The organism is Streptomyces sp. NPDC086077, from assembly GCF_040686175.1.
GTDB lineage: Bacteria > Actinomycetota > Actinomycetes > Streptomycetales > Streptomycetaceae > Streptomyces.
Genome location: NZ_JBFBJT010000007.1, coordinates 93,173 through 105,140 on the forward strand (window position 1 = coordinate 93,173; position 11,968 = coordinate 105,140).

The 11,968-nt window shown below is 71.7% G+C and carries 13 protein-coding genes; 10 read left to right on the top strand and 3 right to left on the bottom strand.

Features of this window, described 5'->3' with window-relative positions:
* Nucleotides 1-100: 100 nt before the first annotated feature.
* From AB0O67_RS03925 to AB0O67_RS03935, 3 genes are all read left to right on the top strand, one after another.
* A complete protein-coding gene (locus tag AB0O67_RS03925) occupies nt 101-760 on the top strand; it encodes a TetR family transcriptional regulator (RefSeq protein ID WP_365445629.1) in 660 nt (219 codons plus the stop codon).
* A 168-nt stretch (nt 761-928) separates the two neighbouring features.
* On the top strand, nt 929-2,146 hold the full coding sequence (locus AB0O67_RS03930) for an alpha/beta hydrolase family protein (protein WP_365445632.1): 1,218 nt from the start codon (nt 929-931) through the stop codon (nt 2,144-2,146).
* Between the two features lie 66 nt (nt 2,147-2,212).
* Nucleotides 2,213-3,064 carry a DUF4429 domain-containing protein gene (locus tag AB0O67_RS03935; protein WP_365445635.1) on the top strand — a complete coding sequence of 284 codons (852 nt, stop codon included), beginning with the start codon at nt 2,213-2,215 and terminating at the stop codon, nt 3,062-3,064.
* A gap of 54 nt (nt 3,065-3,118) precedes the next feature.
* Here the strand turns inward: AB0O67_RS03935 and AB0O67_RS03940 are convergent, their stop codons facing one another.
* Together AB0O67_RS03940 and AB0O67_RS03945 are read right to left on the bottom strand one after the other, a co-directional pair.
* A complete protein-coding gene (locus tag AB0O67_RS03940; RefSeq protein ID WP_365445638.1) occupies nt 3,119-4,135 on the bottom strand; it encodes an aldo/keto reductase in 1,017 nt (338 codons plus the stop codon).
* The gene (locus AB0O67_RS03945; RefSeq protein ID WP_365445640.1) at nt 4,132-4,662 is read right to left on the bottom strand and encodes a MerR family transcriptional regulator; all 531 of its coding nucleotides are present in this window, start codon (nt 4,660-4,662) and stop codon (nt 4,132-4,134) included. The genes AB0O67_RS03940 and AB0O67_RS03945 overlap by 4 nt, the downstream gene beginning before the upstream one ends.
* A 107-nt stretch (nt 4,663-4,769) precedes the next feature.
* Between AB0O67_RS03945 and AB0O67_RS03950 the strand changes: the two genes are divergently transcribed.
* Together AB0O67_RS03950 and AB0O67_RS03955 are read left to right on the top strand one after the other, a co-directional pair.
* Nucleotides 4,770-5,243, top strand: a complete 474-nt coding sequence (locus AB0O67_RS03950; RefSeq protein ID WP_365445643.1) for a GNAT family N-acetyltransferase — start codon at nt 4,770-4,772, stop codon at nt 5,241-5,243.
* 20 nt (nt 5,244-5,263) lie between these two features.
* Nucleotides 5,264-6,088 (top strand): serine hydrolase domain-containing protein, encoded by an 825-nt coding sequence (locus AB0O67_RS03955; RefSeq protein WP_365445646.1) that lies wholly within the window; start codon nt 5,264-5,266, stop codon nt 6,086-6,088.
* Nucleotides 6,089-6,102: 14 nt separating this feature from the next.
* On the opposite strand, the gene AB0O67_RS03960 is transcribed toward AB0O67_RS03955, so the two are convergent.
* Nucleotides 6,103-6,756: a pirin family protein gene (locus AB0O67_RS03960; protein WP_365445649.1), complete on the bottom strand. Its 654-nt coding sequence runs from the start codon at nt 6,754-6,756 to the stop codon at nt 6,103-6,105.
* A gap of 216 nt (nt 6,757-6,972) precedes the next feature.
* Here AB0O67_RS03960 and fasR point away from each other — a divergent pair, with 216 nt between their 5' ends.
* The 5 genes from fasR to fabF all read left to right on the top strand — a co-directional run bounded on the left by fasR (nt 6,973) and on the right by fabF (nt 11,930).
* Nucleotides 6,973-8,178 carry a fatty acid biosynthesis transcriptional regulator FasR gene (gene fasR / locus AB0O67_RS03965; RefSeq protein WP_365445652.1) on the top strand — a complete coding sequence of 402 codons (1,206 nt, stop codon included), beginning with the start codon at nt 6,973-6,975 and terminating at the stop codon, nt 8,176-8,178.
* Nucleotides 8,179-8,267: 89 nt separating this feature from the next.
* Nucleotides 8,268-9,179, top strand: a complete 912-nt coding sequence (locus AB0O67_RS03970; protein WP_365445655.1) for an ACP S-malonyltransferase — start codon at nt 8,268-8,270, stop codon at nt 9,177-9,179.
* 34 nt (nt 9,180-9,213) lie between these two features.
* Nucleotides 9,214-10,245: a ketoacyl-ACP synthase III gene (locus tag AB0O67_RS03975; RefSeq protein WP_365445658.1), complete on the top strand. Its 1,032-nt coding sequence runs from the start codon at nt 9,214-9,216 to the stop codon at nt 10,243-10,245.
* An 81-nt stretch (nt 10,246-10,326) separates the two neighbouring features.
* A complete protein-coding gene (locus AB0O67_RS03980) occupies nt 10,327-10,575 on the top strand; it encodes an acyl carrier protein (protein ID WP_141312265.1) in 249 nt (82 codons plus the stop codon).
* An 83-nt stretch (nt 10,576-10,658) separates the two neighbouring features.
* A complete protein-coding gene (gene fabF, locus AB0O67_RS03985) occupies nt 10,659-11,930 on the top strand; it encodes a beta-ketoacyl-ACP synthase II (RefSeq protein ID WP_365445662.1) in 1,272 nt (423 codons plus the stop codon).
* The last annotated feature ends 38 nt before the right edge of the window (nt 11,931-11,968 follow it).

Here is an 11,968-nt window from a genome sequence, read left to right on the forward strand (position 1 = left end):
TGACAGCCACTGACAGTTGACAAACCAATTCACAAGTCGGTAACTGTCACGACACTCACATATAGCCTGATCAGGCAGAACAGTTCGCGGGAGAGGCGTCATGGACACGGTCGGCAACACACGGTCAGGGCCGCGGCCGGGCCTGCGCGAACGCAAGAAGCAGCGCACCCGGGACGCGCTGCTGCGCGCGGCGGTGGAGTTGTTCACGACGCGCGGCTACGACCACACCACCGTCGACGAGATCGCTGCGGCCGTCGACGTCTCGCAGCGCACCTTCTTCCGTTACTTCTCCGGGAAGGAGGAGGCCGCCCTCGCCCTGGAGACGATGACGGTGGCGCACTTCGTGGAGGCGGTGCGCGCCCGCCCGCCGCACGAGCCACCGATGGAGGCGCTGCGCCGCGCGGTGCTGGACGGCTGGGACCGGATCAGCGAGGTCATCGAGGCGGTCGTCCCGGTCGAGCAGTATCTGCGGATGTACCGGGTGATCGAGTCGACGCCCGTCCTGCTCGCCGCGCATCTGCGCCGGTCGGCGGAGACGGAGGAGCAGATGGCGCGGCTGATCGCCGAGCGGGAGGGCCTGGACGTGGACGCCGATCCGCGGCCACGGGTGGCGGTGGCCGTCTTCGGCGGGGTCATCCGGGTGACCGAACGACTCTGGAGCACGGGCCCGGACGTCAGCCTGGAGGCCATGCGGACGCTGGCGGCCGCGTACCTCGATCAGGTGGGACCGGTGCTGGCGGGCGACTGGCGCAAGCGCTGAACCGGGCCCGGGCGACGGGCGGCACGGCCCGTACGGGAAGGCGGAACGGGCCCGCACAAAGGGAAGCAGTGGGGTCATCGCGCCTTGCGATCAGGTGACTTTCGTCAAACGTGATCCGCGACACACGGTTCACGCGAGACCCTCTCGTTCTCCTAGTGTGTCCTCCCAGTGACTTCCTTCGACGCCTCCCCCTCACTCAGCGTCTGGCGCGCCCTGCTCGCGCTGGCCGTGGTGTTCGTGATGCTGGCGACCACCGGCTGGACCGCCCTGCGCAACCAGCGGTCGGACACGCCGCTCCAGCTCTCCCGCTCCGCCTGGGAGCGCGGCCGTATCGACGGACACCGGCTGCCGGACCCGGACACCACGCCCGGCCGGCTCGCCGCCTTCTTCGCCACGCTCAGCGACGGGCAGCGCGCCCACCTGGCCCGCCGCTATCCGCTCGCGGTGGGCAACATGAACGGCGCCCCCGTCGAGCTGCGTTACCGGGCCAACCGCATCGCCCTCCACCAGGCCCGCACGATCGAGCGCGAACGTATGCGCGACAGCCGGCTCAGTCCCACCGGACAGCACGAGGCGGGCCGTCGTATGCACCGCTTCGAGTCCCTGATGCACGCTGACCGGCACATCCTCGCCTTCGACCCCGACGGCTCGGGCCGGGTCGCCGAGGTGTTCGGCGACCTCGACCGCGCCGAGCGGGTCTCCGTCGTCGTCCCCGGCGTCGACACCGACCTGCTCACCTTCCAGCGCACCAACCGCCGCTACGCCGCCCCGGTCGGCATGGCGAAGTCCCTCTACGCCGCCGAGCGTGCCGCCAGCGCCTCGACGCGTACGGCCGTGATCGCCTGGGCCGACTACACCGCGCCCGGCGGACTCGGCATGGAGTCGGCCACCGCGATGCGCGCCGAGGACGGGGCGATCCGGCTGAACGCGCTGGTGCGCGCGTTGCCCGGGAAGGCGCCGGTCTCGCTGTTCTGCCACAGCTACGGCTCCGTGGTCTGCGGAGTCGCCGCGGACACCCTGCCCGCCCGGGTGTCCGACATAGCGGTGGCCGGGAGTCCCGGGATGCGCGTCACCAACGCCGTGCAACTGGGCACTTCCGCGCGCGTGTGGGCGATGCGGGACGCCGACGACTGGATCCAGGACGTGCCGTACATGGAGTTCGGCGGCTTCGGGCACGGGGCCGATCCGATGTCCGCCGCGTTCGGGGCGCGCCTGCTGTCGGCGCGCGGCGCCCGGGGACACGCCGGGTATTTCGAACCGGGTACGGGCAGCCTCGCCAACTTCGCCGAGATCGGGGTTGGCGCGTACCGCGCGGTGGACTGCGCCGACGATGCGGGCACGTGCCGGGCGGGTTTGTCCGGCACGTCCACGGCCGGACGCGCGTAGAGGCGCAGAAACTGCGGTCTTCCCAGGGAGGGGACGAAAGAGCGCGTGCCGCATACGATGAGCCGCATGGGTGACGTACTGGCCGGATTTCATGCCGCCTGGGAGTTCGAGTCCGACTCCGTGCTCATCCGCTACGAACGGGGGATTCGAACACCCAAGCTCTTCCAGACGCTCGGCGAGCGGCGGGTGCCGCTGTCGGCGCTGCAAGGGGTGACGCTCTCCCCCGGGCGGCGCGGGACCGTCGTCCTGCGTGCGGAGCCTCGGCCGGGAGCCGATCCGCTGATCGAGGCGGCGGCGGGGCAGTTGAAGGAGAGCAGCGATCCCTATCGGCTGGTGCTGCCCGCCGAACGGGAGACGCTGGCCGAGTACTACGCGGACGAGCTACGGACGCTGCTGACCGAGGCGGGGCCGGTGGACCGGCATCTCGTGGCCGCGCCCGAGGTGCCGATGCAGTTCAAGGCGTACGACGGGAAGGCCTCGTTCGACGGGACGTCGGTGGCGTTCCGGTGGTTCTGGACGGGGGCGTCGTCGGCGAAGTGGAAGGCCGGGGACCAGAAGTTCGCCGTCGAGGACCTGAGCGGCGTGGAGTGGCGGTCGCCGGAGGTGTTCGAGGGGCATCTGCGGCTGCTGCCGCGGGACGCCGGGGAGCAGCCGGCGCAGGCCGACCAGGATCCGGCGGCGGTCGTCTTCGGGCTGGGGTACGGGCCGGTGCACGAGTCGTTGCCGTTCGCGGCGGCGGTGCTTCAGGCCGTGCGCTCGCGCACCGCGGCGTCGGCGGTGACCGTGGCCGCCGCCCCGCGGCGGGATCCCGCGGACATCGCGGAGCGGATCCGGCATCTGGGCGAGCTGCACCAGGCCGGGCTGGTGACCGATGAGGAATTCTCCTCGAAGAAGGCCGAGTTGCTCGCGGAGCTGTGATCGCGGGTGCGGGGTCGTGGCCGTTCGCGCAGTTCCCCGCACCCCTTGGGGCGTCTACTCCCGGCCCGCCGACGTGAACGTCATGTCCGCGTAGCGCGTGCCCGACACCTTCGCGGCCACCGCGTCGAGCAGGGCGAGTTGCTCCGGCGTCAGGGTGATCCGGAGTGCCGCCGTGTTCTCCTCGACGCGGGCCGGCCTGCGGGTTCCCGGGATCGGGACGACCGGGAGGTCGTGGACGGACGCCCGCTGCTGGACCCAGGCCAGGGCGATCTGGCCGAGCGTGGCCTCGTGGGCGGCGGCGACCTCGCGGATCGGCTCCAGGAGCGCCGCGTTCGCCGCCGCGTTGTCGCCGGTGAAGCGGGGCTGCTGGCGGCGGAAGTCGTCGGCCGTGAGGTCCTGGTCGGCGTTCACGAAGGAACCGGTGAGGAAGCCGCGTCCGAGCGGGGAGTACGGGACCAGGGCGACGCCCAGGTCCCGGGCGGCCGGCACGACGTTCGCCTCGATGTCCCGGCTGAACAGCGACCACTCCGACTGCACGGCGGTGACGGGGTGCACGGAGTGCGCGGTACGCAGTTCGCCCGCGGTGACCTCGCTGAGGCCCAGGTACTTGACCTTGCCCTCGCGGACCAGGTCGGACATCACGCCGACCGTCTCCTCGATCGGCACGTTCACGTCCCGGCGGTGCATGTAGTAGAGGTCGATGACGTCGACGTCGAGGCGCTTCAGGCTCGCCTCGACGGCCTGGCGGATGTACGGCGGGTCGTTGCGGACGACCCGCCGGGTCGGGTCGTCCGGCGGGATCGCCAGGGCGAACTTGGTCGCTATCACGACCTCGTCCCGGTGCGCCCGGAAGAACGGCGAAAGGAACCGCTCGTTCTCCCCGGCGCCGTACGCGTCCGCCGTGTCGTAGAGCGTGACGCCCCGCTCCAGCGCCCGCTCCAGGGTCGCCCGGGACTCGTCCGCGTCGGCGGGGCCGTAGGCGAAGCTCATGCCCATGCAGCCGAGGCCCTGCGCGCCGACCTCGGGTCCACCCTCGCCGAGCCGTGTCGTCGGCATCGTGGTGTCGGTCATCGGGTGCTCTCCCCTTCGTGCGGGACGTGCGCGCGGCCGCGGTCGCCGTAGAAACTGATCTTGCGGTCGAGCACGGCGAGCGTGTCCCGGAGTTCGGCGATCCGCTCCACGACGTCCTGGCGGGTCGTCTCCAGCAGCTCGCGGCGCTCCTCGTAGGTGGTGTCGCCCGCGCGCACCAGCTCCGCGTACCGCACCATGTCGGCCACCGGCATGCCGGTCAGCCGCAGCTTGCCGACGAGGTCCAGCCAGTCCAGGTCCCGGTTGCTGTAGCGGCGCTGGCCCGTGTGCGAGCGGTCTATGTGGGACATCAGGCCGATCCGCTCGTACCAGCGCAGGGTGTGCGCCGACAGGCCGGTGAAGGCGACGACCTCGCTGATCGTGTAGCGGTCCTGGCCGTCGGGGCGCGGGTGCCGGCGGGGTGGGGCGGAGCAGATGTCGGTGCGGGTGGCGCCGTCTTCGGGGGCCGCTTCCGGAGCCCGTTCCAGGGCCCGCTCGGTGGCTGCTGCCGTGGTCTGCATCACCGTCATGCGTCCCACGCTATGACCTTGGAGTGCACTCCAAGCAAGCGGGTCCGGAAAGAGCCGCTAAGAAAACGACAGGACCGCCGGGGGGTGCGGTCGTTAACGTGCGGGCCATGAGTCTCGTACGCCGTGCCCTGCCGGACGACGCCGGTGAAGTGCTGCGCCTGCGCCAGGTGATGATCGACTCGGTGCACCGGGCGGGCTCGTCGGTCACCGGGTGGCACGCCGAGTCCCTGCCCGTGCTGCGCGCGCGGCTGGCCGAGCCGGACGGGGACTTCGCGGCGTTCGTGGTGGACCATCCGGACCGGCCGGGGGCGCTGGCGGCACTGGTGGCCGGGACGCTGGAGTACCGGATCGGCAAGGCGGGCAATCCGCACGGGCGGGTCGGCTTCGTCTTCAGCGTGGCCACGGACCCGGACGCGCGCAGGCGGGGGTACGCGCGCGCGTGCATGGCGGAGCTGCTGTTGTGGTTCCGTGAGCGGGAGGTCGGTCAGGTCGACCTGACCGCGTCCGCGGACGCGGAGCCGCTGTACGAGTCGCTGGGCTTCGCGCGGACCGGGGACCCCTTGATGCGGCTGACGCTCTGAGCGGGATTAAGGTCGAGGGCATGTCCTTGCAGAGCTTGGCGTTGATCGACAACTGGCCGGTGCCCACGGCCACGGCGGGGGTCGTACGGGCCGACGGCGCGGTGCCGGGGGTGCGGGGGCCGGCCGATCGGCGGTTCCCGCTGGCCTCGGTGACCAAGCCGCTGGCCGCGTACGCCGTGCTGGTGGCGTACGAGGAGGGTGCCGTCGAGTTCGAGGAGCCGGCCGGCCCGCCCGGGTCGACGGTCCGTCACCTGCTGGCGCACACCTCGGGGCTGGCCTTCGACGAGCACCGGGTGACCGCGCCGCCGGGGCAGCGGCGGCTGTACTCCAACGCCGGGTTCGAGCAGCTCGGCGACCATGTCGCCAAGGCGACCGACATCCCGTTCGCGGAGTATCTGCGGCAGGCGGTGCTGGAGCCGCTGGGCATGACGTCGACGTCCCTGGAGGGCTCCCCGGCCAAGGACGGCGTCTCGACGGTCGAGGACCTGCTGCGGTTCGCCGCCGAGGTCCAGGCGCCGCGGCTGCTCGACCCGCGCACGGTCGCCGAGGCGATGAGCGTGCAGTTCCCGGGGACGAAGGGCGTGCTGCCCGGGTACGGGCTCCAGAACCCCAACGACTGGGGGCTCGGCTTCGAGATCCGCGACTCCAAGTCGCCGCACTGGACGGGGGCTTCCTCGTCACCCCGTACGTTCGGGCACTTCGGGCAGTCCGGTACGTTCCTGTGGATCGACCCGGACGCGGAGCTGGCCTGCGTCGCCCTGTCGGACCGGGCCTTCGGGCCCTGGGCGATCGAGGCGTGGCCGCCGCTCACGGACGCGGTGCTGGCGGAGGCCCGGGCGGCCTGACGGCCTGCCGTCCCTCAGGTCATCTCCCACATCAGCAGCTCCGCCCGCGCCACCCCCACCACCTCCACGTCCTTCGCGTCCGTGATCCGGGCCGCGTCACCGGGGCCGAGGCGCTCGGCGTCCAGCGTGACGTCGCCGTGCACCACATGGACGTAGACGTACGGGGCGTCGGGGACCGCCGTGCGTTCGCCCGGCGCCAGCCGGCGCACATGGAGCATCGCGCCGGCCTTCGGGACCGCGTACGGCGTCGCGTCCGCGATGCCGTGGACGATCTCGTACGCCGGGTCGCCGCCCGGCGCGAGCGGGGCCAGCCACATCTGCACGAAGGTCAACGGGCCCTCGCCGTCGTTGCGTTCGACGTGCCGGACGCCGGACGCGGCGCTCAGCCGCTGTACGTCACCGGCGCGGACGACCGTCTCGTGCCCCGCCGAGTCGCGGTGCGTCAGCTCGCCCTCGGCGACCCAGGTGACGATCTCGGTGTGGCTGTGCGGATGCTCCGCGAACCCGGCGCCGACGGCCAGGCGCTCCTCGTTGCAGGCGATCAGGGCGCCGAAGCGCAGGTTGCCGGGGTCGTAGTGGGGGCCGAAGGAGAAGGCGTGCCAGGACTCGATGCCGGCCTCCGCGTCGCCCCCGGGGTAGCGCTCACCGGCGCGCCGTACGTCCGTCACGGACACCACCGTAGACCCGCTGGGACCGGCGGCGGACCGCACCGCGCAGCGCGGTGGCACACCTTCGTGATCGTCGCCGCCTAGCCGGCCCGGCCCGCCCCGGAGCGGGCCGGGCACGTCTCGCGCGGCGCGGCCGCGGACCCCGGGGCCGGCGGCCGCACACCTCATCCCCACCCGGCGGCACGTGGCCGCGTCCCGATAAGGCAGTCTTGTCCCGTGCCCGAACCCGAAACCAGCAACGCCCGGACCACCTCCCACGGCGTGCATCCGCACTCCGCGACCCTGAAGCGGCTGGAGAAGTCCTCCGGCAGTCTCGCCGCCCAGGCCATCGCGCGGATGGACGAGACGCTGCCGTGGTACCGGGCCATGCCCCCGGAGAACCGCTCCTGGATCGGGCTGGTCGCGCAGGCCGGTATCGCGGCGTTCACCGAGTGGTTCCGGCGCCCGGACGCCCCGCAGGCGATCTCCACGGATGTCTTCGGGACCGCTCCGCGCGAGCTGACCAGGGCGATCACGCTGCGGCAGACCGTGGAGATGGTGCGCACCACCATCGAGGTCATGGAGAGCGCGATCGACGAGGTCGCCGCCCCCGGCGACGAGCGGATCCTGCGGGAGGCGCTGCTGGTCTACGCCCGGGAGATCGCCTTCGCCACCGCCCAGGTGTACGCGCAGGCCGCCGAGGCACGCGGTGCCTGGGACGCGCGGCTGGAGTCACTGGTCGTGAACGCCGTGCTGAGCGGCGAGGCGGACGAGGGCGCGGTGTCGCGGGCGGCGGCGCTGGGCTGGAACTCGCCGGAGCACGTGTGCGTGGTGCTGGGCACGGCACCCGACGGTGACTCCGAGCTGACCGTGGAGGCCATCCGGCGCGCGGCTCGGCATGCCAAACTCCAGGTGCTGACCGGGGTGCTGGGCGACCGGCTCGTCGTCATCGCGGGCGGCAGCGACAATCCGCTCGCCGTCGCCAAGTCGCTGATCGGCCCCTTCGCCGCGGGCCCGGTGGTCGCCGGGCCGATCGTGCCCGACCTGCTGGCCGCGACCCGGTCCGCCCAGGCCGCCGCCGCGGGCCTGAAGGCGTGTTCCGCCTGGCAGGACGCACCCCGGCCGGTGCTGGCGGACGACCTGCTGCCGGAGCGCGCGATCGCCTCGGACCCGAGCGCGCGTGAGCAGTTGGTGGAGGAGATCTACAGACCGCTGGAGGAGGCCGGCTCCGCGCTCCTGGAGACGCTCAGCGTCTATCTCGAACAGGCGAGCAGTCTCGAAGGCGCCGCCCGGATGCTCTTCGTTCATCCCAACACCGTGCGCTACCGGCTTCGACGTGTGACTGACGTCACCGGTTGGTCGCCATCCGATGTACGTTCCGCGTTCACGCTGCGGATCGCGCTGATCCTGGGGCGTCTGGCCGACGGGGATCTCCAGCTCTAGTCTTTTGTCGGGGGCCCACAAAACCCCCTGCCGTTCTTCGTCCTTGTCCCCACGGGCGGCCGTGCCCGTAACCAAGAGAGAGTGTGAGAGTGCTCGTACTCGTCGCTCCCGGCCAGGGCGCTCAGACGCCCGGCTTCCTGACCCCCTGGCTCGAACTGCCCGGTGCCGCAGACCTGGTCGCCTCCTGGTCGGACGCCATCGGACTGGACCTCGCCCACTTCGGCACGCAGGCCGACGCGGACGAGATCCGCGACACGGCCGTGGCGCAGCCGCTGCTCGTCGCCGCCGGGATCCTCTCGGCCGCGGCACTCGGTGACATCTCGCCGGGCGCGGTGGCGGGCCACAGCGTCGGTGAGATCACCGCCGCCGCCTTCGCCGGTGTGCTCGACGACACCACCGCGCTGACCCTGGTGCGCAAGCGGGGCCTGGCCATGGCCGAGGCCGCCGCGGTCACCAAGACCGGGATGTCGGCGCTGCTCGGCGGCGACCCCGAGATCACCGTGCCGCACCTGGAGAAGCTGGGCCTGACCCCGGCGAACGTCAACGGCGCCGGGCAGATCGTGGCCGCGGGCACGCTGGAGCAGCTCGCCGTGCTGAACGAGGACAAGCCGGAGGGTGTGCGCAAGGTCGTCCCGCTGAAGGTGGCCGGCGCGTTCCACACCGAGCACATGGCACCGGCCGTCGACAAGCTGGCCGCCGCGGCGCGGGAGCTGACGCCCTCCGACCCCAAGCTCACCTATGTGTCGAACAGCGACGGCCGCACGGTCTCGACCGGCGCCGGGATCCTCGAGCGGCTGGTCGGCCAGGTCGCCAACCCGGTCCGCTGGGACCTGTGCATGCAGACCTTCCGGGAGCTGGGCGTCACCGCGCTGCTGGAGGTGTGCCCCGGCGGCACCCTGACCGGCCTCGCCAAGCGCGCCCTGCCCGGCGTGAAGACGCTGGCCCTGAAGACCCCCGACGACATCGACGCGGCCCGCGAGCTCATCGCCGAGCACGTCTGACGCCCTGCTGACGCCTTAAGGAGCCGACTGCAACATGGCGAAGATCAAGCCCAGCAAGGGTGCCCCGTACGCGCGGATCCTCGGCGTGGGCGGCTACCGGCCCACCCGGGTCGTACCCAACGAGGTGATCCTCGAGACGATCGACTCGTCCGACGAGTGGATCCGTTCGCGCTCCGGCATCGAGACCCGGCACTGGGCGAACGACGAGGAGACGGTCGCCGCGATGTCGATCGAGGCGTCCGGCAAGGCGATCGCCGACGCCGGGATCTCCGCCGAGCAGGTCGGCGCGGTGATCGTCTCGACCGTCACGCACTTCAAGCAGACGCCGGCCGTCGCCACCGAGATCGCCGACAAGCTGGGCACGGCCAAGGCCGCGGCCTTCGACATCTCGGCCGGCTGCGCGGGCTTCGGCTACGGCCTGACCCTCGCCAAGGGCATGATCGTCGAGGGCAGCGCCGAGTACGTGCTGGTCATCGGCGTCGAGCGGTTGAGCGACCTGACCGACCTGGAGGACCGCGCGACGGCCTTCCTGTTCGGCGACGGAGCCGGCGCGGTCGTCGTCGGTCCCTCGGCGGAGCCCGCGATCGGCCCCACGGTGTGGGGCTCCGAGGGCGACAAGTCCGAGACCATCAAGCAGACCGTGCCGTGGAACGAGTTCCGGGTCGGCGATGTCTCAAAGCTCCCGCTGGACAGCCAGGGAAACATCAAGTTCCCCGCCATCACGCAGGAGGGCCAGGCGGTCTTCCGCTGGGCCGTCTTCGAGATGGCGAAGGTCGCGCAGCAGGCGCTGGACGTGGCCGGGGTCGACCCGGCCGAACTGGACGTCTTCATTCCGCACCAGGCCAACGAGCGGATCATCGACTCGATGGTGAAGACACTCAAGCTGCCGGAGTCCGTCACGGTCGCCCGTGACGTTCGCACCACCGGCAACACCTCGGCCGCCTCGATCCCGCTCGCGATGGAGCGGCTCCTGGCGACCGGCGAGGCGAAGAGCGGCGACACCGCGCTCGTCATCGGATTCGGGGCGGGTCTCGTCTACGCAGCGACGGTCGTTACTCTCCCCTAGGCACTCCGTGCCGGATCTCACCGATCCGGCACGGAAGCAGCACCGCCACACCCTCTGGAACACTACGAAGGAGCGCCTGACATGGCCGCCACTCAGGAAGAGATCGTCGCCGGTCTCGCGGAGATCGTGAACGAGATCGCCGGGATCCCCACCGAGGACGTCCAGCTGGACAAGTCCTTCACCGACGACCTGGACGTCGACTCGCTGTCCATGGTCGAGGTCGTCGTCGCCGCCGAAGAGCGCTTCGACGTGAAGATCCCGGACGACGACGTCAAGAACCTCAAGACCGTGGGCGACGCGACCGAGTACATCCTCAAGCACCAGTCCTGAGGCCCCTTGGGCCGGGTGTCTCCGGCCCCGCCACCCGGCGGTGGCGCCGCTGAATCCTCGTATCCGTTGGAGAAAGAATTCCCGTGAGCCCGACCAATCGCACCGTGGTCGTCACCGGTATCGGCGCAACCACACCGCTGGGTGGCGACGCAGCCTCGACCTGGGAGGGCCTGGTCGCCGGACGTTCCGGTGTCAAGCCCTTGGAGCAGGAGTGGGCCGCCGAGCAGGCGGTCCGCATCGCCGCGCCGGTCGCGGTGGAACCCACCGAGTCCATCCCGCGGCCGCAGGCCCGCCGTCTCGACCGCTCGGCGCAGTTCGCGCTGATCGCCGCGCAGGAGGCGTGGGCCGACGCCGGCTTCACCGCCAAGGCCGGTGAGGATCCCGCGATCGACCCGGACCGGCTCGGCGCGGTCATCGCCTCCGGTATCGGCGGGGTGACGACGCTGCTCGACCAGTACGACGTGCTCAAGGAGAAGGGCGTACGCCGCGTCTCCCCGCACACCGTCCCCATGCTGATGCCGAACGGCCCCTCCGCGAACGTGGGCCTGGCCGTGGGCGCCCGGGCGGGCGTGCACACCCCGGTCTCCGCGTGCGCCTCCGGCGCCGAGGCGATCGGCTACGCCATCGAGATGATCCGCTCCGGCCGCGCCGACGTCGTCGTCGCGGGTGGCACGGAGGCGGCGATCCACCCCCTGCCGATCGCCGCGTTCGGCAACATGATGGCGATGTCCAAGAACAACGACGACCCGCAGGGCGCGTCGCGTCCCTACGACGTCGACCGCGACGGCTTCGTCCTCGGTGAGGGTGCCGGTGTCGTCGTCCTGGAGTCCGCCGAGCACGCCGCGAAGCGCGGGGCGCGGGTGTACGCCGAGGCGGTCGGTCAGGGCATCTCCGCCGACAGTCACGACATCGTGCAGCCGGAGCCCGGGGGCCGCGGCATCGCGCACGCCCTGCAGAACCTGCTCGACCGGACCGACCTGGACCCGGCCGAGATCATGCACGTCAACGCGCACGCGACGTCTACGCCGGCCGGTGACATCGCCGAGCTGAAGGCGCTGCGGAAGGTGTTCGGCGACGACGCCGACCACATGGCGGTGTCCGCGACGAAGTCGATGACCGGGCATCTGCTCGGTGGTGCGGGCGGTGTCGAGACGGTCGCGACCGTGCTCGCGCTGTACCACCGGGTGGCTCCGCCGACCATCAACGTCGAGAACCTCGACCCCGAGGCCGAGGCGAACGCCGATGTGGTGCGGGGCGAGGCGCGCAAGCTGGCCGTCGAGGGACGGATCGCGGCGCTGAACGACTCGTTCGGGTTCGGTGGGCACAACGTGGTGCTGGCGTTCCGGACGGTTTGATTCCTGCCTTACGGCGATGGCCCGAACCCCTTGCGGGG